Genomic DNA, 21,201 nt, shown 5'->3' on the forward strand with positions numbered 1-21,201 from the left:
GCGAGGCGAAGATGAAGGAAGGTAGATGAAGCTAATCTGTGCCGGGATCACCGACGTCGGCTGCTCACGTGAGCATAATGAAGACGATTTTTACCTCTCTGATGGAGAGGAGGCCCTTTGTATCGTAGCCGACGGGATGGGCGGTCACCGCTCTGGTGAGGTCGCGAGTGCGATGGCGATCAAGGCTATCGTCGAGTACTACCGTGAGACGATGCCCCAGGTCGTAAATGGGTATCAGGGCGAAAGCGTCGGCGAAGGAGATGAGGAGCGAGATCTTGATGAGCTTCGCATTCACGAAGCGCTGCAGATGGCGAACAGAGCGGTGTTTCAGGCCGCGGAGTCCGACGAAGCCTACGAGGGGATGGGGACAACGATCGTCTCGGCATATTTCACCGAAGGTGGCGTGTATTTAGCGCATATCGGGGACTCGCGGGGCTATCTCTATCGTGAGGGAAGTCTGGAGCAGGTTACTCATGATCACTCGCTCGCCAACGAGTATGTGCGCATGGGGATTCTGGCCAAAGAGGACGTGGAGTTTTTCCCGTATAAAAACGTCATCACTCGGGCCTGCGGATTGACCGATGAGGTTGAGATTGATGTGAATTTTCACACCATGCAGCCCGGTGATATGTTCGTGTTTTGCTCCGACGGTTTGTCGGACATGGTCCCGGATCGCGAGCTTGTTCAGTTGCTCGATGACACCGAGGACCTGGAGGTGCTGTGTCAGCGCCTCGTCGATCGTGCCAATGAAAACGGCGGCTCGGATAACATCACCATTATTCTGGCCCGAGTTGTTGAGGATGAAAATTAATACTGATCATGCCGGCCGGGGGTGGCCTGTGTGATCGGGGGAGAGGGGGATATGGCACAGAGCCGGGAGCGCGAGACGTGGAGCGAGTTGACGTGGGGTGAGCGCCGGGCCCGTGCTGCTCTGGGGTGGGCCGCGGGATTAAATGCGCGCGATATCGAGCTCATTGCTCATTCTGCCGGGGGGGATATCAAGGGTTGGTGGAGCGAAGGGGCGCAGCTGGATATCCAGCTTCAGGCTGAGCTGCGAGAGGCGGCCTGTCGGCGGCTTGAGACGTTGACTCTTGGTCTGTCAGATGCACTGGCGGCGATGGAAAGCTGGTCCGGGACGCTGATTGTCAGGGGAGATGAGGAGTATCCGCCGGGCTGGGAAGCGCTTCGCGCTCCGCCTCTCTACGTGCGGACTCATGGAAACGCTGACGCTTTGATCGCTCCGGCGGTAGCAGTGGTGGGAACCCGGGGACTGCGGCCTCGGGATAGGCCTGTTGCCCGCAGATTGGTCGAGGCGCTGGCACCGATGGGGTACGCGGTGGTAAGCGGGGGCGCGATCGGAGCCGACGCCCTCGCTCACGACGTTGCTTTGAACGGCGGCAATACGACGGTGGCCGTGATGCCGGGTTGTCTCGAAGTGCCGACGCCCCGGCAGAATGCGGGGCTCTTTGAGCGTATCGTTGCCAGTGGAGGGGCGCTGATCAGTGAGTATGAACCCGGACAGCGCGTGCGCGCCTTCCACTTCGCTCGCCGCAATGAGCTGATCGCGGCAATGGCGCGCGCAGTTCTTGTCGTTCGCGCGGGCCGTAAGAGCGGCACGATGCTTACCGTGTGTGCGGCTGAAAAGATCGGCAGACCAGTGGGGGCTGTGCCCGGTGAGGCGGATGATGTGCTTAGTCGCGGGTGCTTTGATGCGATTCAGCGGGGGGCGATGCTGATCGCCAACGTTGATGATCTGCATCAATGGCTTGATGAGGAGTCGGACGGGAAGGCTCGTCAATCGTCACCGGCGGTGCGCTCACGAAGAAGCGAGAAGAAGCAACCTGCGTTGCCCGGCGTGAGGCCGCTGCCCGAAGGTTTGGGGGCTCGGGCGCTGGCGCTCTACGCCGCAGCGCGTGAAATCGCTGATGGAGAGACCGGCGTTTCCATTGATTCGCTCACTGCGGCATTGGAGTGGGCGATCCCCGATGTGCTCAGTGCGATCTTGGAGTTGGAACTTGCCGGTGCTGTCGCGCGGCAGATCGGAGCGGAGAGGTTGCGTTTACTCTGTGTATAAGTTCGACGTCAGCACGCTGCCCTTGATAGGGGCGGGACTCCCTGCGATAAGGCTCGGGTGAAGTGATGGATCTGGCACTAAGAGAGGTGAGAACGTGACTCAAAAGCGACATCTACTAGCTCCGGGACCGACGCCGGTTCCCGAAGCTGCGCGTCTTGTGATGGCCCGGGAGTTGATCCATCACCGCGGACCGCAGTTTAAGGAGGTTTTTGGGGAGGTGCATCAGCGGCTGCAGTGGAGTTTCGAGACGACGAATCAGGTGCTGAGTCTCACCTGCAGCGGTACCGGTGCTTTTGAAGCCGCAATGATTAATTTCACGAAGCGCGGCGATACGGTCATTTGCATCGGTGGGGGAAAGTTTGGCGAGCGATGGGGGGAGGTTGGTCGCGCGTACGGGATGAACGTTGTAGATATGCCCTTGCCCTGGGGGCAGAGCGCGGATCCGGACGAGCTTCGTGACTTGTTAAAGAAGGTGCCGGACGTGGCCATGGTGACGGTCTCGGCCAGCGAGACGTCGACCGGCGCATGGCATCCGGTTGCCGAGTTGGCAAACGTCGTTCGAGCGCATTCTGCAGCGCTTTTGGCAGTCGATGGCATCACAGCTGTGGGTGTACAGTCGGTGCCCATGGACGAATTGGGGCTGGATATTCTAGTCAGCGGTTCACAGAAAGCTTTCGGCGTTCCTCCCGGGCTGGCTTTTGTGGCGGCGAGCGAGCGGGCCTGGGAGCGCTATCCCGAAAGCGATCACCCTCGGTACTATTTTGATCTGGGGCGCGAACGGCGTGCCCAGGCGAAGCATCAGACGGCATTCACCCCGGCGATTTCCGTTGTGTTGGCACTGCGCGAAGCGCTGGCGTTGATGCAAGATGAGGGGCGTCAGGCACTTTTTGAACGCCACGCGCGCAATGCTCGTGCTGCCCGTGCGGGAGTTGAGGCGCTGGGACTTACCTGTTTTGCTCAGCGTCCTTCCAATGCTGTGACAGCGGCGTTGGTTCCTGAAGGTGTTTCCGCCAAGGAAGTCGTGCAGACGATGCGCGAACGCTACGGTGTAACGATTGCTGGCGGACAGGGGGACTTTGCCGACAGGCTTGTACGCATCGGCCATATTGGCTTCTTCGACGGGAGCGATATGCTTGTGGCCATCAGCGCGCTCGAACAGGCGTTGCGCGATCAGGGGCTGGACGTTGAACTCGGGAAAGGAGTGGCCCGCGTGCAGCGTGAACTCATCGGGGTGTGAATCTAGATGTGGCGAGCGATGCTATAAAAGGTCGCGAACCTTAGCGGATGATGGGAGAGAGCATGACCACACGACAGGGCGAAGGTGGAGAAGGGGTCGAGGACGAGGCCCGAGAGACCATGGATACCAGTTCCGAGGGGGAGCATCTCTATGAGAATTGGGATGAGTTATCGGCGGACGCCGAAGAGGTCTCTCGTTTAGGGAAAGCCCTGGAAGGTCTCTTGCCCGATATCGTCAAACGCGGTCTGGGGGGATTGGTCAGTGAGGACGGGATTCGCTCGGTGGTGACCGATAAGCGGTTGCCACGGGAGGCGGCCAGCTTCATTGCTGCTCAAGTCGATGCGACGAAGCGCGAAACGCTGCGGATTGTCTCCAAAGAGGTTCGCCTGTTTCTTGAGAATGTCGACCTTGGCGGGGAGCTGACCAAGATTCTGACCAGCGTGAGTTTCGAAGTTCGCACGCAGGTACGTTTTGTTCCCAATGATGCTGCCGTTAAACCGAGCGTTCGCAATAAGGTAAGCGTGAAGCGCGAGCGCGCCTCCGACGACGTTGGGGATGAAGAGGGAACGCCGGTGGCGGAAGAGGAACGGCCACGTAAAGCGGGGCGTCGTTGGACGCGGTTACGTGGCCGCGGTGACGAGGAGCGCGACGAGCCTGTTGATCCTGATGAACAGTGATTTAGCGATCTGGGGCCTTAGAGAGGAGCGCGCTCAATGAGCACGCGATCGAGCGTAATGGGCTCTGCGGGGCGGTTGTTTACATCGGTGGGGGCGTGCGAGATCGCTCGGATAACCTCTAAATCCTCGCACTGTCCAAAGACCGTGTGGCGTCCATCCAGGTGGGGTGCGGCGATCTCGGTGATAAAGAACTGACTGCCGCCGGTGTCGGGGCCCAGGTTCGCCATGCTTAGAACGCCGGGCCCATCGTGCCGAAGGTCTTCCCTGATTTCATCCGGTATGGTGTAGCCCGGTCCTGCGTATCCAAGGCCGGTAGGATCACCGCTCTGGATTAAGAAGTTGGGGATCACACGGTGGAAGCGCTGTCCGTTGAAGTATGGAACACCGGTGATCGAGCGGTCTGTCTGCGGATCGACAAACGCCTTGAGTCCCCGAGCCAGGCCGACGAAGTTGGCAACGGTCAGCGGCGTCTGCTTCTCAAAGAGCTCGCAGGAGATGGTGCCCTGAGAGGTGTGGAATAATGCTCTGAGTATGCCGGAGTCCCCCAGATCTCGAGTGTAGTCGGCAGTGGCCTCCGGCGACGGAGGCTGGTCGGCCGTGTGGACAGGATCCGGAGGAAGCTCGGTGACCGGTGAGCGCACAGGTGCTACCGGATTCGTGTCCGGCTCCGAAGAGGGAGGAGGCGCTGAGGCACAGGCCGTAAGGAGTGCCAGCACGCCCATGGCTGCAGCGCCATGAATTGAGGTGATATGTCGGGTCATTGTAGTGGGGAGCAGATCGCGGTGACGTAGTCGAGCATTCGGCCCGCACGGCCTTCGATGCCCGTCACCACATGTCCGGGGGGGCACTTCAGGCTAAAGTGTGTACCGCCGGTGCCGCCAGCGCCGTCGAGGACCTGACTGTTGGTGCCGAGTTTGTAGCGCGCGGTGGCCTCATGGGCGTTGGGGTCTGCGATGTGTTGTCCCAGACGCTCCAGTGCCAGGTTGGAGATGCGTTCGATCTCCTCGACGGTTAATTCGCCGAGGGCGTCGGCGCTTTCGGCGACGATCGCACGCTCGGCTTCAATGGCACGATCAGCGACTTCTGCCCGGGAGATGCGCTTACCGTTCGCATCGCCACTGGATGCCCGCCCGGGCCGGATGATGGTAAGGCGATCGCGTAAGAGTTCGCCTTCGCCGACCAACACCACGCCCAGCCAGCGCTCCCCCTGGACCTCGCGTGCTCGAAGAGTCTGATGGCTGCCCAGGGGGACCTGGTAGCGCCCTTCGATCACCGAGACATAGTGCTCTTCGGTCCACATAGGCTCAGCGGCCATGTCGTCTCGGTAAAGGTTGAATTCCAGGGGGAACACGCCGCTGATAGGCGCACCGCTCTCGTCTTGCAACAGGCCTCGATAGCGAAGCTCGACGGCGTCGGGGAGCGCTTTGCGGAGATCGTCCTGGGCCTGAGCCGAAGGCGTGGCGCCCGTAAACGCCACGCCTATCAGACTCGCCAGGGCGATGCTCAAGATGGGGAGCTTATTGAATCGCATCGATCGGGTTCGCCACAATTTTGATGTTAATGGTCAGCTTGACCTGCGCGGCGCCCTGAGGCGGGAAGGGTTCGCCTTCTTCGATCACCGGCTGACTCTTGGGAATGGCGGCAAACTGCATGCTCTTGAAGAGCTCGCTTGTGACTTCCAGGCTCTCGGCGCTTACTTCGGCTCGCCCACTGACATCCTGACCGGCTTCGGCAATCGGGATGGTCGTCAGCAGAACAACGCCTTCGTCTTCGGAGCTCTGGGCTTCCAGGGGGCCGACGTAAATGTCGATGCTGGGAAGATCGAAGTTGAGATCGTTGTCGGCGATTTCGTAGTCGATGCTGGTAATCTCGATGGACCGAAGGCGCTGAGCAACCCCCTGAAGCTGGGGGTTTCCGGAAGCCTCCACGATGTCAACGGCGATGTCGAACTCGATCGGGTCTAGGGCAACCGTTTCGTGGGCGGGCTGAGTCTCAACATCACAGTCAACATCGGCGGGGCAGAGGGCCGTAGCATCGACTTCAAAGTCGAAGGGGATGCCTTCTTCGTAGGTGATGGTGGCGAGTTCGGTATCCAGGAGCCCGCAGGCCACAGGGGCGAGCCCGAGGGCGGCGATGAGTGTCAGGGTGGGGCGGTTCATGGGAAGAGGTCCTCTTGATTCAAAATGGAGCAGGTAAATATGACCCTCACATTCCTATCAGTAAGGCCGGGAGGAGCACAACAACGTAGGATGGGCGCAGAACCTCGGGGGGATCGAATGAGGCGCATTTGGAGAGAAGGGGCTGATTCGCTATACTCGGCAGGTTAGAGGATGAACTCCACGGTGTTCGTGGACGAGGAGCGAGTGGATGCAGCAAAACAGCGAGCAGCGACACACACCCGAATCTAAGAGTGACATTCCGGTAGCGGCGCTGATTGAGGGGGAGCGCTGCGGAGTGGTGCGTTGCCGGGGGCTCAGCGAGGCCAGCGCACGCCTCGGCGAGGGGGGGGCTCGGGCCCAGCTCGCAGAGCGCGGTTGGCGCTATGTCGTCTGTGATGCACGTCATCTGGAGCCTGGACGAAGTGCTCTTCAGCAGATGTTCGGGATGTGGATCGGCACCCTGCATCCTTCCGGGCGAGAGGCTGCCGAGGCGCAATTCGACACGCTGGCGTTGTTGATGCGGATGCAACCGGGGGAACAACCGCTGGAGCGTCAGCGCCTGGTATGCGATGCCACGGTAGGGTTGAGCGAAGAGCTGATGGAAGCGGCGCCGGTGGTATTGATGGTTCTGGCTGCCGAACAGCTCACATCGCTGGATCGAGCGGCCTTGAGGGCGTTGGTGTCGTATCATGCCGAGCAGCCTTTGCCGGGGGGCGGGGCGTCTCACCGCCTGGTGGTGGCGGTCGCGGATCAGGGCATGCCCCTGGGAGAGGACCTCAGCTACGAGGACCTGGAGCAGGCTGAGTATTCGCGGGAAGTGACCCGGGCGTTTTTATGCGATGAGCGCGTGGTTGACCGGGTGTTGGCTAGCACTGGAGGGTGTCCCGAACGTCTGGAAGCCATCCTGGGCGCGTTGCCGGCGTCTAATGATGAGCTCGCGACGCTTCGAATTGCCCGGCTCTCCGAGGGCGCGAGGCATCTTTTCGACTACGTTGCGCTCGCCGGACGGGAGCTGGAGCTGAGCTTTGTGGACGGTCTGCTCCAGGGCGGTGGTGTTGTAGCGTTGCGCGAGCTTCGGGGCGCAGGGCTTGTCACGCGCCGAATCGACGCGGGTAGCGTGCAGATCAATGTCGCCTCGGCAGATCTTTCGCGGGTGGCGCTGGCCGGCTTGGGTGCCGAACGTCGTCGCCGTCTCCACGCGGCGCTGGCTTATCGCGCGCTGGAGTGCAGCTCTCACGGCGATGCGGGGTTTATTGCCAAGCACGCGTTGGCGGCCGGGGAGTTGGAGCTTGGTGCGCGCTTTGCGTTGCCAGCGGCCCGGCAGATGATGCGCTGGGGCCGCTGGGAAGAGGCGCGTGGTCTTCTGAAGAAGTTGCAGACCGTGGAACTCCCGCCTGACGAGGCTGGGGAGCTTCATCGCATCGGCGCCGCTATAGGTGAAGCTCGCGGGGAGTGGCTGGAGGCACTCGCTCATTGCGGGCATCTGCGCCGGTATACCATTGAGCGTAAGGATCGGGTGGCACTGGAACTCCGTATCGCGATGCTACTGGTGCAACTGGGACGGCCTGAACTGGCAGAGGCCCGATATGACGAGGCCGCTCGTCATCTGGAGCGTATCGACTCTCCGGCTGATATGGGACAGATGCGCGTGAAGGTGCTTTTGGGCTATGGCGAGGTCGCCTATCAGCGTGGTCAGCATGAGCGGGCCTATCAGCAGGCTGAAGCGGTACTTGCTCAATGTGAACGGAGTTCGGAGTCCGGGAGGCAGGAACTCGCCGTTCGGGCGCATAGCTTGATGGGCAAGGTAGGGCTTTTTCGGGGTGAGCTGGCGCATGCACGTGAGGCGTTTGCGGCAAGCGCAGCCCTGGCGCGACGCTGTGGCCTGGAGGGGGAGGAGGCGAGGGCGGAGGCCAACCTGGGGGTGGTCGCTGTGCAACAGCGTGACTACGGGGAGGCCCAGCGCCGGCTTTTGCGTGCGCTGGAGCAAGCGCAGAGGGGCGTGGCTTCTGTGTCGCGGCTCAATTGTTGGCTGAACCTGGGGATCGTCGATCAGCGTCGCGGAGACTATGCCGGTGCGTTGGCGCAATTTGAGCGCTCGCTACGGGCGGCGCAAGCGGAACGTCACGAAGTCGGTTACGAGGTGGCGTCTCATAACTTGATCACTTTGCTTCAGGACATGGGAGCCTTTGAGGTGGCCTGGGAGATGATCGAGCGCGCCGCATCGAAACGGAGTCACCGTGGGCACTTCGCCAGTCGGTGGGCGCCGATGTTGCGCGCGCAGCTGCTTTTTGATCAGGCGCGCTACGAGGAAGCGGCCACTGCGTTTGCGCAGGCCGAAGAGCATCTCGCAGAGTCGCCGCGGCTTTATGGCGTGGAGATGCGCCTGCGGCGGGCTGAGGCGTTGCTGGAGCTCGGTCAGCGGGCGCGGGCACAGGACGTGTTCCAGTCCGTGGACGTGGGCGACGGCGATGATCCGCAAAGCAGGGCGCTGAACTCCAAACTTAAGGGGCTTATGAGCTGTGGGGCTGAGTCTGCGGAGATGCTGGACACCGCGGCCGTCGAACTCACTCGGATTGGGCTCTTCCGCGATGGTCTTAGTGCGCGTGTGGAAAGCGCTCGACGTTGGTTGGAGTTGGGGCAACGAGAGCGCACTCGTCTGCTCTTAGAGCGCGGCCTGGCAGATCTGCGAGAGCGCGCATCGACGCTTCCGAGCGCCTATCGAAAGGGATTTTTTGAGGTGCCAGTTCACCGTGCGCTTATCGAGCTTTTTCAGCAGTTGGATGGGCAGCTTCCCGACGAGATTCGCGTGAGCCTGGGAGATGCGCCTTGCGAGGTTGCGTCGCAGCGCGTGGAGAGCGCGCAGGTGACCGTCTGGCGGTCACGCTACGCGACGATGGTCGGTCAAGATCCGCGTCTGTTTCAGGTGTTTCGCTTCATCGATCGCGTCGCCCCCGGTGAGACCACTGTGCTCTTGAGTGGGGAGTCCGGCACAGGCAAGGAGTTGGCGGCTGAGGCAATCCATCGTCAGAGTGAGCGAGTCGATGGTCCCTTTATCAGGGTCAACTGCGCGGCTTTTGTAGAAGAGCTTTTGCTCAGCGAGTTGTTCGGGCACGAAAAAGGCGCTTTTACCGGTGCGCTGCGCCAGAAGGAAGGGCTCTTTGAGCTTGCCGACGGGGGAACGCTTTTCCTGGATGAAATCGGCGATATCTCACCGAAGACGCAGGTGGCGCTGCTTCGCGTGCTCCAACAGGGGACTTTTGAGCGCGTAGGTGGTACGGAAACCCGCCAGGTGGATGTGCGTGTGGTGGCGGCAACGAACCGGGATCTTGAAACCCTTGTAAAAGAGGGAGGCTTTCGCCTGGATCTCTACTACCGGCTTAAGGGCTTTGTGATTGAGATGCCGGCGCTACGCGAACGTCGTGAGGATATACCGCTGTTGCTGGAGCATTTTGCAACGAAGTTCAGCGCTGGTACTCCGGCGCCTGGATTTGCTCCCGAGGTCATGCAGTTTCTGGCGCGTTACAGCTGGCGCGGCAATATTCGAGAGTTGGAGAACTTCGTACAGAGTGTGCTGCTTTTTGTGGAAGGGCCACGTGTGGAATTGCACCACCTCAAGGAGTTTGAAGACTTTTCTCCAGCTCCGAGATCGACACAGCCCTTCCGGATATCGAGCTGCACCCGGTGAGCGATTTTCCGGGGGCTGCAGATGTGGTTCCGATGGTTCCGGTCACAAAGGATGCTTTTCCGGAGGTAAGTGTCGACCCGGAAGAGGCTCTGATCGAGCAGATCGTGGCCGAGGGACTTTCCCTTACCCGCTTTAAGAAGCGTTTGGAGATGGAGTGCATTAAGCGAGCTCTTGAGGAGACGGGGGGGAACATCACACGCGCGGCGGAGATTCTGCAGATGAAGCGGCCACGGTTGAGCCAGATCATTAATTCCACGCCTGCGTTAACGGCGCTGAAAGAATCCCTGGTTGGGTGAGGCGGTCATGATGAAACGTACACTGATAGCGTTGATTGCTCTGGGGCTGGTTGCCTGTGGGCAAAGTGGCGAAGATGGCGGGCCAGGCGATGGCCTTACGTCGCAGGGGCACCAGTCCGTTCGGGTGACCCCGGAGTTTCGGCTTAGCGGCATCGGAGAGTTGCCGGAGGAGCTGATCATTGAGGAGGTCGGGCTCGCGATCACCGAGATTCGTCTGCAGCCGGTGGTCGGATCGGAGGTTGCCTATTCCACGACACGTCCATTCGGGCTGAGTTTCGATCTGTCGCGCGGAGAAAGTGCGATTCAGGGCATGCCGGTAGAGTTTCCTCAGAGCGGTCGCTACCTGGTGAGCGTGCGGATGGAGCCTTTAAGTGAAGGGGAGCGTGCCGAGCTCGACCCGATGGACGCTGCTGACGTGCCGGAGGGAAGCCTGGAACTCAACGGGCTCGTTCGCTATGGCGCGGTGGCGGACGGAAAGGTTGGCGGTAATGACGAAGATGGAAATCCCTTGCCGCTGCCGTTTGAGCGTACGCGCGTGGAGATCGTGGATACGGACACGGGATGGACGCCTTTTCACTACGAGAGCAACCGTGCGGTTTTCTTTGCGCTGTCCAACGTGGAGTTAAGCCCGGGGGACCAGACGCTGGTTTTCACGTTTGATCTGAATCAGTGGGCGATTCGGGCACTTGAGCCGATCGTGGAGGCTGTAGAGTCCGTTGGTCGCCAGGGACAGGCCGGAGAGGTGATTCACATCAGCCCGAGTCTGGATTCCGGGACCGACGGCGCTGAAGTGCTGGCGCGCACTGCGACGGTTGCGGCACTGCCTCAGGGGTACTGAGGTCAGCGGGGAAAACGCCGGACAGAATGCCTCTGTCTGCGGGCATGTAAAAACGCCCCGGGCTTACAGGCCTCGGGGCGTTTTTAGTGGGAGAAAGCCGGAGGCCTCAGTTGGTGATCAGTGCTTGCTGGACAACAGGGCGTTGAGCACCTGGTCGGCAGCGGCGTAGGCATCGGTTCGGCCCGAGATGAAGGCGTCGGCGAGTTCCTTGATAAGGTCGTCTGCCGCCACGTGCTGCAAGCGCGCGTGAAGCTCGGTGCGGGCGATCAGCCCGATAAGGTGCCGGGCGCGCTCGCGGCGGCGCGTCTCTTCGGGGGCGCTGGCTTCCAGCCAGCTTCGATGCTCCAGGATGGTCTCCATCAGCGCTTCGACGCCGGTCCCGTCGCTGGCCTGGGTGCCCTGTATCTGCGGGTACCATTCGTCTTCTTCCGTGGTGACCTGGCGGTGCAGAGCAAGCATGGAGCGGATCTCTCGCTGGAGGCGCGCATGGCCGGCGACATCCTTTTTGTTGAGCGCGAAGATGTCGGCGATCTCCATCAGTCCGGCTTTGTCGGCCTGAACGTCGTCGCCGAGCCCGGGCACCAGTACAACCACACTGGTGTCGGCCAGGCGGACAATGTCGACCTCGTCCTGGCCCACGCCGACGGTCTCAACAATGATCCAGTCAAAGCCCATGGCGTCGAGCACCTGTACCATGGCCGGTGTGGAGCGGGAGATGCCGCCGAGGTTGCCGCGAGTGGCCACCGAGCGGATGAATACGCCCGGATCCATGGCGTGCTGCTGCATACGGACGCGGTCGCCCAGGATCGCGCCGCCGGAAAAAGGGCTTGTGGGATCGATGGCCACGCAGCCCACGGTTTTCCCACGCGCACGAAGGGCACCGATAAGGCGATTGACCAGCGTGGATTTGCCCGAGCCTGGGTTGCCAGTGACCCCCAGTATGTAGGCTCCACCGGTATGTGTGGATAGCTCAGCAAGTATCGGGCGTGCCAGTGGCGAGCCGTCGTCTACCAGGCGCATCAGCCGTGCGGCGGCGCGGGTTTCTCCCTTGAGGATACGACTGGCAAGATCATCGGCATTCATCAGGAGTGCTCCCAGAGTGCCAGGGTGGAGAGTTGGACGGCGTCGCGGAAGTGACGCTCTACCGGGTACTCACGGGTGTAGCCGTAGCCTCCGTGGATTTGAAGGGCCTCATCTGCCACCGTGAACGCACACTCTCGGGCCAGGCGAAACGCCAGACGGCTATCGCGAGGCGACGCGCTAAGACAGGCGCGGTAGGTCAATTGCCGGGCGCCTTCGAGTTCGGTGGCCATCGTGGCGAGCTTGAATTGAATGGCCTGAAATCCGTGAAGGGGGCGCTGAAACTGGTGTCGTTCCTCGGCATAGGAGAGGGCCAGGCGCAGCGCGCCGGTCGCGATGCCCACGCCTACCGCGGCTAATAGCGCGCCAGCACGGATCAGGAAGTCGCGGTCGCCGGAGGTCTGCTCGACCAGCAGTTCGCCCTGCGGCGAATCGCTCATCTGCAGCCGAGAGACGCCTCGGAGCCCGAGGGTTTTGGAAGCATCGCTGGGCTGTGCAAGTTCGATGAGTCCCCAGGAGGCCGGGCGTTGGCCGTCCTCAGGGGCCCGGAACACCGCGTGTGTGGCACCAGGGGGAGCGACAATGTGGATGGAGCGCTGGGTACTCGCGCCCGGAGAGCACCAGGCGGCGGCCACCGGGGGCGTGCCCATCGCCGCGCTTTCGAGCAGCGCGTGGTTGCCCATGGCGAGGGCGGGCACGACCACGGCGTTGCTCAGGGCAATGGCCGTCGCGACCGAGGCATCTCGGGAGGCAAGTTCTTCAACGGCCAGCGCCCCGGTCAGGAGGTCAAAGCCGGCTCCCCCCTGATGTTCGGGGACCGCCAGACTCCAGAGACCCAGCTCGGTGAGCCCGGTTGGCCAGGTGCTTTGCGGGGTGGCGTCTCGCGCGGAGGCGCTCTCGGCCAACTTGTCGTCGGCGAAGCGACGCAGGGTCTGGCGCAGGATCTGCTGATCTTCAGACAACTGGAAGTTCATATCTACAGCTCAAGGGCTCGGCCCCACAGTGGGGCTCAGGCGTATTTGCGTTCGCACTCGTTGCGCACAAACTCAATGACCTCGGTGGTCGGTGTGCCCGGGGTGAAGATGGCACGGACTCCGGCCTCTTTGAGGGCGTCGATATCGCCGGCAGGAATGATGCCTCCGCCGAAGACGAAGATGTCGCCGGCGCCTTCTTCGTTGAGCTGCCGTACCACTTCAGGCATGAGCGTGTTGTGGGCACCGGAGAGAATCGAGAGTCCGATGCAATCAACGTCTTCCTGGATTGCCGTGCGCACGAGCATCTCAGGGGTCTGATGCAGACCGCTGTAGATGACCTCGAAGCCGGCATCGCGCAGCGCACGGGCGATGACCTTGGCGCCGCGGTCATGGCCGTCGAGGCCGGGCTTGCCAATAAGGACGCGATAGGTTGTGGGGTGAGTGGCGTCTGCCATATCAGCACCTGTGGAAGGTAAGGGGGATTAAGCAACCCCGTGTCGTATCAGGTCGCGAGCGATGACCACGCGCTGAATCTCGCTGGTGCCCTCGTAGATGCGTGTGACGCGAGCGTCGCGAAGGAGTTTGGCCAGCGGATGATCGTAGGCGGCGGCTTCGGGACCGACCAGGGCAACGCACTGGCGGGCAACCTCGTTGGCCACCTCGGAGGCCATGAGTTTGGCCATGCTGGCCTGGCGCGAGAAGTTGGTCGACGCGCTCTCTTTGAGCCAGGCGGCCCGAAGGGTGAGCTGACGTGCAGCCTCCACCCGGGCGTGCATCATCTCCAGGGCATCGGCACAGCGGGCGCTGCGGTCCAGGCCGGCCTTTGTGGCCCACTCCAGGGCGCCATCGGCGATCCCGATCGATTGACTGGCGATGCCGATGCGGCCTCCGTCGAGCGCCATCATGGCGATGCGAAAGCCTTTGCCCAACTCCCCAAGAAGGGCGTCGGGGCCGATGAGCACATCATCAAACGCCAGTGAGACGGTGTTGGAGGCGTGTTGCCCCATTTTATCTTCGGGCTGGCCGACCGTGATGCCCGGCAGGCGCGAATCGACGATGAAGAGAGAGATTCCCTGATCGTCGCCGTCGACGGAGGTCTGCGCCCAGACCAGAAAGACGCCGGCGTAGGCGCCGGAGGTAATCCAGGCCTTGGTGCCGGAGAGTCGCCAGCCCTCGGTGGTGCGGGTTGCCCGTGTGAGCATTCCCGCTGCGTCGGAGCCACTTCCCGGCTCACTGAGGCAGAACGAGCCGCTGCTGAACTCGCCGGAGGTCATCTTCGGCACAAGCGTGGATGTTTGCGACGGAGTGCCGAAGTAAGAGAGGACCTCGCCGACCATGTTGTTGACGGCCATGGTCACGGCGACGGCCGGATCGGCTTTGGCGATGGCTTGTACTGCCAGGCTGTAGGCGACCACGCCCGCCTGCAGGCCGCCCAGCTCACGGTTGATGTTCACGCCCATGAGCCCGGCGTCGGCCAGGCGCCGAAGATCGTCGAGGGGGAACTCCCCGGCAGCATCGCGCGCGATCGCCCGGGGAGCCAGATGCTCCCGGGCGATCTGGCGCGCGCGGCGCTGAACATCGACCTGGGTGGGGTTGAGTTGCGCGTCCATCAACGCCCCTCAAAGCTGGGGGAGCGTTTCTCGAGGAAGGCCTGCATGCCTTCTTTGCGGTCGTGGGAGTTCCAGAGTCCGGCGAACGCTTCGACTTCCTTCTGGTTGGCCGCGTGGAGCGGAAGTTCTGCGCCTTCGGTCATCGCCTTTTTGGCCGCGCGAATGGCCAGCGGGCCCTTCGCTCCCATGGCCTGGGCTCGTGCGATAACCTCGTCCAGGAAGCCCTCCAGGGGGAGAACTTCCAGCGCCAGGCCATAGCGGAGCGCGTCGTCGGCTGAGAGCGTTTTACCGGTGTAGACCAGCTCACGAGCGCGTTGCCAGCCGATGCGCCGGCCCAGGCGTTGCGTGCCCCCAAAGCCCGGGATGATGCCGAGCCCCACTTCGGGGAGGCCAAGTTTGGCTTTTTCGCTGACGTAGATCAGGTCGGCAGTCAGCGCGAGCTCCAGGCCACCACCGAGCGCAAACCCGTTGACCGCGGAGATGACCGGGAAGGGGAGCGCTTCAATGGCATTCATCGCCCGGTGCCCCAGGCTTCCGAACTCGTGCGCTTCGCTCTCGCTGAGATCGGACATCTGCGCGATGTCGGCGCCGGCCACAAACGCACGGCCCTCGCCGGTGAGGATGAGAGCGCGCACGTCGGTGTTTTCGGCCAGGATGTTCGCGGCCTGATGGAGGTCGCTGAGCACCTGGGCGTTGAGCGCGTTAAGTTTGTCGGGACGGTTCACCCGGAGGATGGCCACTCCGTCACGGATCTCAAGTTTGAGCGTTTCAAAGGTCGTCATCACCACTCCTTATTTGCTGTAGTCGTAGAAGCCACGACCGCTCTTGCGTCCGAGCCAGCCGGCATTGACGTAATTGCGAAGCAGGGGGCAGGGGCGATACTTGCTGTCGCCGAGATCGTTATGGAGCACCTCCATGATCGCCAGGCAGGTGTCCAGGCCGATGAAGTCAGCCAGGGTCAGCGGGCCCATGGGCTGGTTGGTGCCGAGCTTCATCGCGGTGTCGATATCTTCGACCGAACCTACGCCTTCCATCAGCGTGTAGACCGCCTCGTTGATCATGGGCATCAGGATGCGGTTGACGATAAAGCCGGCGTAATCCTGAGCAAATACGGTGGTTTTGCCCATGGTCTCGGCAACCGCCTTGACGGTGGCGCTGGTCTCATCGCTGGTGGCCAGCCCTTCGATGAGTTCGACGAGCTTCATCAGGGGGACCGGGTTCATAAAGTGCATGCCCACGACTTTGTCGGGACGCGTGGTGGCACCGGCGATCTGGGTGATGGAGATGCTGGAAGTGTTCGAAGCCAGGATGGCATGCGCCGGGGTGATCTCGTCGAGCTTCTTGAAGAGGTCGAGTTTGATCTGAAGGTTCTCGACGATGGCTTCAATGACGAGATCACTCTCGGAGAAGTCGTTGAGGTCGGTGGTGGTGGTCAACCGCCCAAGCGCGGCGTCACGGTCGTCGGCACTGAGACGCTCTTTGCTCACGAGCTTGTCGAGGCTCTTGTTGATGCTCTTGAGCGCGGCGTTGAGTGCGTCCTGGTTGAGATCGGAGAGGATCACGTTAAAGCCGGCCACTGCGGCCACCTGAGCGATACCGTTGCCCATCTGGCCGGCGCCAATCACACCAATGGTCTTGATCGAGCTCGACATATTTCCTCCGTCAGAGAATACAGCAAGTGCGTGAATTGAGAGGCCCGCAGCGGGGCGCCGGGCATGGTTAGCACGGCGAGTTTTAGGGGGTCAAATCACCCGGGTCTGACTCGCTGGTCAGCCTGTCTGTGCTGTGCGATAGTGACGTGCCCTGAATCTAAATGTGTTTGACCGATCTCGCAGCGGTGTCCTTGATGGCCATTTGCCCGAATTGCAAGACGCAAGCTGAGCGCGCCTTTGAGCCGTGCACCCGTTGCACCGGCTATTTCGTGATTGAGGATGTCGAGCACGCCAGCCACCCCGACGACCGTCTTCTGGGGCGAGAGATCGGGGGGCGCTTTATTGTGGCGGCGATTCTGGGAAGCGGCTCCATGGGTTACGTCTACAAGGCGTATCAGGCCCAGGTCGATCGCATGGTGGCGCTCAAGATCTTTCACTCCGACAAGGTTGAGGGCACGCTGATGGGGCAGCGTTCGGCCGATACCTCCGCGCCTGGAAGTCGAGACCGCTTCGCCCAGGAGGCCCGGGTCCTGGCCAAACTTTCCCATCCCAACTGCGTGACGCTCTACGATTTTGGCGTCAGCGCCGACGGGAATTTTCTTTATATCGCCATGGAATACGTGGCCGGGGTGTCCTTAAGAAAGGCCGTTCGTCGTGGTCTGAAGAACGATGCCATTTTGGAGATCGCCCGGCAGATGCTGATGGCGCTACGAGAGGCGCATACCCTGGATATCGTGCACCGCGATTTGAAGCCGGAGAACATCATCCTTTCGTATCGCCGCTCCACCGATGAGCAGATCGTTAAGGTGCTCGACTTCGGAATTGCCAAGTTGCTGCAGCAGGAGACAGACCAAGCACGCACCGCGGCGGGGCTTCTCTTTGGTACACCTGCCTACATGAGCCCTGAGCAATGTCGGGGGGAGTCGGAGATTTGCCCGGCGACAGACATCTATGCGCTGGGGTGCATGCTCTTCGAGATGACCTGCGGCGGGTTGCCCTACATCTCCAATTCGCCTCAGGACATGGTGCGTATGCACCAGCATGCGCCTCTCCCCGAGTTCAAGCCCCGGTCGGGGCTAAAGGTGCCGCCGGGGCTGGAGACCTTTGTGCGCACCTGCATGGCAAAACTCCCGGGCGATCGCTATGCCGATGCGCATGTCGCGCTGGCGGCGTTTGAGCGGCTCGTCGGGCAAGGCTCGCCACAGGCGCTTCAGGTGCCATTTCCCGAAGCGTCGACACGACGCCGGCGAGTGACCGTGCCCGAGAATCGGATCTCCGGAGAGCCGATCGAACTCACGCTTCAGCCTCCGTTCGAGGGAGCGAAGGCGGAAGCGCCTCCGGAGCGGGCGCTGTCGATGGAGCGTGCGTTGCCTCACGCTGCGCTTACGGCGACGTCTCATGGGCAGGGGGCGCCTCGCCATCAGCGCTCGGGAGTCAGTACGTTGCTGGAGAGCAATCGCACGCTGGTGTTCATCGCTTTGAGCGCTGTGATGCTATTTAGCCTGTTGCTTCTGACGTACATCTATCTTTCCGCCAGCTCTTAAGCACGGTCGCGTACCCGGAGCACGATCTTGCCAAGGGTTGCGTTGGCTGCCAGTCGCCCGTGAGCCTGTTCAGCGTCCTCGATGGGCAGGACCTCGTCGATGACGGGATGCAGCTCGCCTGTCGTCACGTGTGGCCAGATGCGTTCTTTGAAGGCGCGAGTTATCTCCTCTTTCTCGGCCAGCGAACGGCTGCGAAGCACTGAGCCTTTGATTTGGAGCCGCTTCATCAGAAGGCGGTTCAGGGCCAGGGGGGCTTTGGCGCCCCCGAGCAGCCCGATGACCACCAGACGCCCGCCGGTTGCCAGGCTCTTCATGTTGGCCTCTAAGTAGGTTCCGCCCACGGGATCGAGGATCACGTCGACGCCCTGTCCCCCGGTCCACTCTCGAACGATGGACTCAAAGTCTTCGTTGTGGCGATCGATCGCGCGCTCGGCGCCGAGTGTTTGCAGGTGGTCGAGCTTCTCGGCGCTGGCGGTGCCGATGACCGGGTTTTGGGTGAGGCGACAGAGCTGGAGGGCGGCGGTGCCCACACCCGACGCCGCGGCATGGACCAGGACGCGCTCCCCGGGGCGGAGTTCTCCCTCCAGGTAGAGATTTAAAAACGCGGTATAGAAGACTTCGGGCATCGCCGCTGCCTCTTCCATCGACATGGTGTCGGGCACCGGGAGGAGCAGGGAGGCCGGGCAGGTCACGTACTCGGCATAGCCTCCGCCGGAGAGCAGCGCGCAGACACGGTCGCCTGGCGAGACGCCCTGGACATCCGCCGCGAGTTCTACCACCTCGCCGGCCGCCTCCAGGCCGAGGATTGCGCTGGCACCTTCGGGAACCGGGTAGCGGCCCCGTGCCTGTAGGAGATCGGCGCGGTTGCAGGCGGTGGCTTTCACTCGAATCAGGACCTCCCCGGGGCCGGGGGCAGGTTTGGGGTGCGTTTGCCAGACCAACCTTGGCGAGTCTTCGTGGGGTTCAACGGCGATGGCCTTCATCATGGGCTTGCTCGCAGGCGGGTTAAGGTTAATCTGAAGCGCCAGGGCCCCAGAGGTTGCACACCTGGAGGCCAACGACAACTGCAACGGACTCTGTGGAGACTTCATGCGAGTAGCGATCACTCATGCCAATGCCGACTTCGACGCGTTGGCGTCTCTGGTGGCGACGACCCGGCTGTGGCCCGAGGTGCGTGCCGTGCTCGTGAGTCCGGTCACTCCCTCGGTCAAGCGATATCTGGCGCTGCATAAGGATAGCTTTGAGCTCCATAGCGTGGATGATCTGGTCGATGAGTCGATTGAGGAGCTCGTGGTGGTCGATACCCGGTCGAGGGCGAGGATCAAGCCCTATGCTTCGTTGCTGGAGCGTGCGGCCACGGTGCAGGTCTTCGATCATCACGCAGCCTCAGATGACGACATCGACGCGCAGGTGGAGGTCGTCGAGCCCGTGGGGGCGTGCGTGACGCTGTTGTGCGAACGCCTGGAAGAGGCCGGGGTGGAGTTAAGTACCGGCGAGGCGACGCTCTTCATGCTGGGGCTCTACGCTGATACCGGGCGGCTGTCCTTTAGTAATACGACCACGCGGGACATTTTGGCGGCGGCCTACCTTCGCAAGCAGGGGGCGCGACTGGAGGTGGTCAACCGCTACCTTGAGCAGGAGTTCTCTCCGGAGCAGCAACGCTTGCTGGTTGAGGTCATGCGGGCGGCTCACGAGATCGAACGTGAGGGGTTGCGCTTTGCAGTGGCCGCCCACGTGGGGGAGGCCTATGTCAAAGGCGCGGCGGTGGTGGTGGAGCGCGTGCTCCAGCTTACCGGTGTCGACGCGCTGGTGCTGGTGGCGCAACAGAGTGGCTCGAAGGTTGCGCAGCTCATTGCGCGCAGTCACACCCGTCACCTCGATGTGTCTGCGTTAATGGGAGAGTTTGGCGGGGGCGGGCATCCGGCCGCCGCGGCAGCCAAGGTCAAGCCGGGGGATGCCGCCGTATTGGAGGAAGCGTTGACTCAGCGGCTAAGTGTCTGGCCGGTGGATCCGCTGGATGTGGCCGATGTGATGAGTTCGCCGGTGCAGACGGTGTCTCATGAGACGCCACTCCAAGACCTCAGCCGCTGTCTGGATCGCTGGGGCGTGCACGGGATGCCGGTGGTGCGGGAGGGGAAAGTCGTGGGAGTGGTCTCGCGCCGCGATGTCGATCAGGCTGCTCGCCGCGGCGACTGGGCGGTACCGGTCGCCGGGTTTATGAGTCAGCGGGTCATCAGCGCTCGCCCCGATGAGCCACTGAGCGAGGCACTTCGACGTATGACCGAGCACGACATTGGTAGGTTACCCGTCCTCGATGGTGACGCGCTTGTGGGCATCATCTCGCGTAGCGACGCGTTGCGCCGTCTCTACGGTGCGAGCGCCGAATAGGCTTGCACCTTTGAAGGGCCCTTGGATACCTTTTGAATCAGGCACTGGCGCGCACTCTGCGCGCCGCACCGATGAATGAAATTACCCTTAAGGAGTGATGGATGGCCCCCAAACGTCGTCGCAAGAAAAAAGAGAGCGCCCAGCGTCATCGTGAGGCCGAGCAGTCCAAGAAATTCTTGATGCTCTTGCTGGGGCTGGGGGCGCTCTTTCTGGTGGGATTTGTGCTTTTGCAGGTCTTCGCCGGCTGAGTTCTCAGTCGGCCTCTGAATCCATGGCCAGGGGGAGTTCTTCGTTTCTGGCGAGGTCGCGGTGGATGAACTCGGCGACCTCCTCCAGGAAGCGTTTGCGTTCTTGACCGCTGCGGAAGTCCCGGGAGGTGACATCGATCTCGAGCACGTCGAGGTTGTATTTGCGGCGAGCCACCTGGGCGAAGGTCTCGTAGTAGCCGTTGAGCCCCCGCAAAAAGTCGGTGGTGATGCCGCGTTCCTCTTCGCGGCCGCGTTCCGCGATGCGCTTGAGCAGCACGCGGGTGTCCGGGGTGTGAAGCAGGATCACCTTGTTGGGCTGTCGGATGGTGTGGTTGAAGCGCTTGAAGAAGTCGAAGTACAGGTCGAGCTCGTTATCGGTCATATGACCGAGGCCGTGGAGGTACTTGGCAAAAATCTCGGGATCTTCGATCAGGGTGCGGTCCTGCACGCAGGAGGCGCGCATCCGGTCGATTTGCCCGTGATGCTCGACACGTCGCAGTAAGAACTCCATCTGGAGGGTGAAACTCCAGCGGGTCATGTCGCCGTAGTAGTCGCGTAAGAATCGGTTGTCGACGACCGGTTCATGAAAAAGTTCGCAACCAAAATGGCGGGCGATGATCTTGGCGGCGGTGCTTTTGCCGGCGCCGATATTGCCGGCCAATGCGATAAAGTGACGGGTGGGAGAGGTCATAACCAGCTCAGCCATGGTGAGAAGATTCAGGGTGCGGCGGCCGGCAGT

Annotated in this window: 21 protein-coding genes; 10 read left to right on the top strand and 11 right to left on the bottom strand. The window is 61.9% G+C overall.

The window, feature by feature from the left end; all coding sequences use genetic code 11:
• Positions 1–25 precede the first annotated feature (25 nt).
• From DL240_RS05020 to DL240_RS05035, 4 genes are all read left to right on the top strand, one after another.
• Positions 26–811, top strand: a complete 786-nt coding sequence (locus DL240_RS05020) for a Stp1/IreP family PP2C-type Ser/Thr phosphatase (RefSeq protein ID WP_111728783.1) — start codon at positions 26–28, stop codon at positions 809–811.
• A gap of 51 nt (positions 812–862) precedes the next feature.
• Positions 863–2,074: a DNA-processing protein DprA gene (locus DL240_RS05025; RefSeq protein ID WP_111728784.1), complete on the top strand. Its 1,212-nt coding sequence runs from the start codon at positions 863–865 to the stop codon at positions 2,072–2,074.
• A 94-nt stretch (positions 2,075–2,168) separates the two neighbouring features.
• The gene (locus DL240_RS05030) at positions 2,169–3,311 is read left to right on the top strand and encodes a pyridoxal-phosphate-dependent aminotransferase family protein (RefSeq protein WP_146618109.1); all 1,143 of its coding nucleotides are present in this window, start codon (positions 2,169–2,171) and stop codon (positions 3,309–3,311) included.
• A 62-nt stretch (positions 3,312–3,373) separates the two neighbouring features.
• Positions 3,374–3,988: a hypothetical protein gene (locus DL240_RS05035; protein WP_146618110.1), complete on the top strand. Its 615-nt coding sequence runs from the start codon at positions 3,374–3,376 to the stop codon at positions 3,986–3,988.
• 17 nt (positions 3,989–4,005) lie between these two features.
• On the opposite strand, the gene DL240_RS05040 is transcribed toward DL240_RS05035, so the two are convergent.
• From DL240_RS05040 to DL240_RS05050, 3 genes are all read right to left on the bottom strand, one after another.
• On the bottom strand, positions 4,006–4,629 hold the full coding sequence (locus tag DL240_RS05040) for a peptidylprolyl isomerase (RefSeq protein ID WP_233497045.1): 624 nt from the start codon (positions 4,627–4,629) through the stop codon (positions 4,006–4,008).
• Between the two features lie 116 nt (positions 4,630–4,745).
• Complete coding sequence (locus tag DL240_RS05045) at positions 4,746–5,519, bottom strand: jacalin family lectin (RefSeq protein WP_111728788.1); 774 nt, start codon at positions 5,517–5,519, stop codon at positions 4,746–4,748.
• A complete protein-coding gene (locus DL240_RS05050) occupies positions 5,506–6,147 on the bottom strand; it encodes a hypothetical protein (protein ID WP_111728789.1) in 642 nt (213 codons plus the stop codon). Before DL240_RS05050 ends, DL240_RS05045 begins: the two co-directional genes overlap by 14 nt.
• Before the next feature lie 208 nt (positions 6,148–6,355).
• Between DL240_RS05050 and DL240_RS05055 the strand changes: the two genes are divergently transcribed.
• The 3 genes from DL240_RS05055 to DL240_RS05065 are packed head-to-tail and all read left to right on the top strand — an operon-like array spanning position 6,356 to position 10,966.
• Entirely contained in the window at positions 6,356–9,832 is a 3,477-nt protein-coding gene (locus tag DL240_RS05055) for a sigma 54-interacting transcriptional regulator (protein WP_111728790.1), read from the top strand.
• Positions 9,829–10,128 carry a helix-turn-helix domain-containing protein gene (locus DL240_RS05060; RefSeq protein ID WP_199589742.1) on the top strand — a complete coding sequence of 100 codons (300 nt, stop codon included), beginning with the start codon at positions 9,829–9,831 and terminating at the stop codon, positions 10,126–10,128. The genes DL240_RS05055 and DL240_RS05060 overlap by 4 nt, the downstream gene beginning before the upstream one ends.
• 7 nt (positions 10,129–10,135) lie before the next feature.
• Positions 10,136–10,966: a hypothetical protein gene (locus DL240_RS05065; protein ID WP_111728791.1), complete on the top strand. Its 831-nt coding sequence runs from the start codon at positions 10,136–10,138 to the stop codon at positions 10,964–10,966.
• A 117-nt stretch (positions 10,967–11,083) separates the two neighbouring features.
• Here the strand turns inward: DL240_RS05065 and meaB are convergent, their stop codons facing one another.
• The 6 genes from meaB to DL240_RS05095 are packed head-to-tail and all read right to left on the bottom strand — an operon-like array spanning position 11,084 to position 16,282.
• The gene (gene meaB, locus DL240_RS05070) at positions 11,084–12,049 is read right to left on the bottom strand and encodes a methylmalonyl Co-A mutase-associated GTPase MeaB (RefSeq protein WP_111728792.1); all 966 of its coding nucleotides are present in this window, start codon (positions 12,047–12,049) and stop codon (positions 11,084–11,086) included.
• Positions 12,049–13,020, bottom strand: coding sequence for an acyl-CoA dehydrogenase family protein (locus DL240_RS05075; protein WP_111728793.1), 972 nt, complete (start codon positions 13,018–13,020; stop codon positions 12,049–12,051). The genes meaB and DL240_RS05075 overlap by 1 nt, the downstream gene beginning before the upstream one ends.
• A gap of 35 nt (positions 13,021–13,055) precedes the next feature.
• Positions 13,056–13,475, bottom strand: a complete 420-nt coding sequence (locus tag DL240_RS05080; RefSeq protein WP_111728794.1) for a cobalamin B12-binding domain-containing protein — start codon at positions 13,473–13,475, stop codon at positions 13,056–13,058.
• Positions 13,476–13,502: 27 nt separating this feature from the next.
• On the bottom strand, positions 13,503–14,630 hold the full coding sequence (locus DL240_RS05085; RefSeq protein WP_111728795.1) for an acyl-CoA dehydrogenase family protein: 1,128 nt from the start codon (positions 14,628–14,630) through the stop codon (positions 13,503–13,505).
• Complete coding sequence (locus DL240_RS05090) at positions 14,630–15,412, bottom strand: enoyl-CoA hydratase/isomerase family protein (protein WP_111728796.1); 783 nt, start codon at positions 15,410–15,412, stop codon at positions 14,630–14,632. Before DL240_RS05090 ends, DL240_RS05085 begins: the two co-directional genes overlap by 1 nt.
• Positions 15,413–15,421: 9 nt before the next feature.
• A complete protein-coding gene (locus DL240_RS05095) occupies positions 15,422–16,282 on the bottom strand; it encodes a 3-hydroxybutyryl-CoA dehydrogenase (RefSeq protein ID WP_111728797.1) in 861 nt (286 codons plus the stop codon).
• Between the two features lie 194 nt (positions 16,283–16,476).
• Between DL240_RS05095 and DL240_RS05100 the strand changes: the two genes are divergently transcribed.
• Entirely contained in the window at positions 16,477–17,826 is a 1,350-nt protein-coding gene (locus DL240_RS05100; RefSeq protein ID WP_158542360.1) for a serine/threonine protein kinase, read from the top strand.
• On the opposite strand, the gene DL240_RS05105 is transcribed toward DL240_RS05100, so the two are convergent.
• Positions 17,823–18,812 carry an NAD(P)H-quinone oxidoreductase gene (locus DL240_RS05105; protein WP_199589743.1) on the bottom strand — a complete coding sequence of 330 codons (990 nt, stop codon included), beginning with the start codon at positions 18,810–18,812 and terminating at the stop codon, positions 17,823–17,825. The two genes, DL240_RS05100 and DL240_RS05105, sit on opposite strands and share 4 nt — an antisense overlap.
• A gap of 103 nt (positions 18,813–18,915) precedes the next feature.
• Here DL240_RS05105 and DL240_RS05110 point away from each other — a divergent pair, with 103 nt between their 5' ends.
• Positions 18,916–20,214: a CBS domain-containing protein gene (locus DL240_RS05110; RefSeq protein ID WP_111728799.1), complete on the top strand. Its 1,299-nt coding sequence runs from the start codon at positions 18,916–18,918 to the stop codon at positions 20,212–20,214.
• A 101-nt stretch (positions 20,215–20,315) separates the two neighbouring features.
• A complete protein-coding gene (locus tag DL240_RS19910; protein ID WP_158542361.1) occupies positions 20,316–20,462 on the top strand; it encodes a hypothetical protein in 147 nt (48 codons plus the stop codon).
• A 4-nt stretch (positions 20,463–20,466) separates the two neighbouring features.
• Here the strand turns inward: DL240_RS19910 and DL240_RS05115 are convergent, their stop codons facing one another.
• On the bottom strand, positions 20,467–21,153 hold the full coding sequence (locus DL240_RS05115) for a deoxynucleoside kinase (protein ID WP_199589744.1): 687 nt from the start codon (positions 21,151–21,153) through the stop codon (positions 20,467–20,469).
• Positions 21,154–21,201: the final 48 nt, after the last annotated feature.

Source organism: Lujinxingia litoralis (genome assembly GCF_003260125.1).
Classification (GTDB): domain Bacteria; phylum Myxococcota_A; class Bradymonadia; order Bradymonadales; family Bradymonadaceae; genus Lujinxingia; species Lujinxingia litoralis.

Bases quoted from the DNA above. Each gene is read 5' to 3' on its own strand.
- DL240_RS05090 (WP_111728796.1), bottom strand. From the start codon at position 15,412: ATGACGACCTTTGAAACGCTCAAACTTGAGATCCGTGACGGAGTGGCC.
- DL240_RS19910 (WP_158542361.1), top strand. From the start codon at position 20,316: ATGGCCCCCAAACGTCGTCGCAAGAAAAAAGAGAGCGCCCAGCGTCAT.
- DL240_RS05065 (WP_111728791.1), top strand. From the start codon at position 10,136: ATGATGAAACGTACACTGATAGCGTTGATTGCTCTGGGGCTGGTTGCC.
- DL240_RS05105 (WP_199589743.1), bottom strand. From the start codon at position 18,812: ATGATGAAGGCCATCGCCGTTGAACCCCACGAAGACTCGCCAAGGTTG.
- DL240_RS05025 (WP_111728784.1), top strand. From the start codon at position 863: ATGGCACAGAGCCGGGAGCGCGAGACGTGGAGCGAGTTGACGTGGGGT.
- DL240_RS05020 (WP_111728783.1), top strand. From the start codon at position 26: ATGAAGCTAATCTGTGCCGGGATCACCGACGTCGGCTGCTCACGTGAG.
- DL240_RS05095 (WP_111728797.1), bottom strand. From the start codon at position 16,282: ATGTCGAGCTCGATCAAGACCATTGGTGTGATTGGCGCCGGCCAGATG.
- DL240_RS05110 (WP_111728799.1), top strand. From the start codon at position 18,916: ATGCGAGTAGCGATCACTCATGCCAATGCCGACTTCGACGCGTTGGCG.
- DL240_RS05035 (WP_146618110.1), top strand. From the start codon at position 3,374: ATGACCACACGACAGGGCGAAGGTGGAGAAGGGGTCGAGGACGAGGCC.
- DL240_RS05045 (WP_111728788.1), bottom strand. From the start codon at position 5,519: ATGCGATTCAATAAGCTCCCCATCTTGAGCATCGCCCTGGCGAGTCTG.
- DL240_RS05100 (WP_158542360.1), top strand. From the start codon at position 16,477: ATGGCCATTTGCCCGAATTGCAAGACGCAAGCTGAGCGCGCCTTTGAG.
- DL240_RS05115 (WP_199589744.1), bottom strand. From the start codon at position 21,153: ATGACCTCTCCCACCCGTCACTTTATCGCATTGGCCGGCAATATCGGC.
- DL240_RS05050 (WP_111728789.1), bottom strand. From the start codon at position 6,147: ATGAACCGCCCCACCCTGACACTCATCGCCGCCCTCGGGCTCGCCCCT.
- DL240_RS05055 (WP_111728790.1), top strand. From the start codon at position 6,356: ATGCAGCAAAACAGCGAGCAGCGACACACACCCGAATCTAAGAGTGAC.
- DL240_RS05080 (WP_111728794.1), bottom strand. From the start codon at position 13,475: ATGGCAGACGCCACTCACCCCACAACCTATCGCGTCCTTATTGGCAAG.
- meaB (WP_111728792.1), bottom strand. From the start codon at position 12,049: ATGAATGCCGATGATCTTGCCAGTCGTATCCTCAAGGGAGAAACCCGC.
- DL240_RS05075 (WP_111728793.1), bottom strand. From the start codon at position 13,020: ATGAACTTCCAGTTGTCTGAAGATCAGCAGATCCTGCGCCAGACCCTG.
- DL240_RS05085 (WP_111728795.1), bottom strand. From the start codon at position 14,630: ATGGACGCGCAACTCAACCCCACCCAGGTCGATGTTCAGCGCCGCGCG.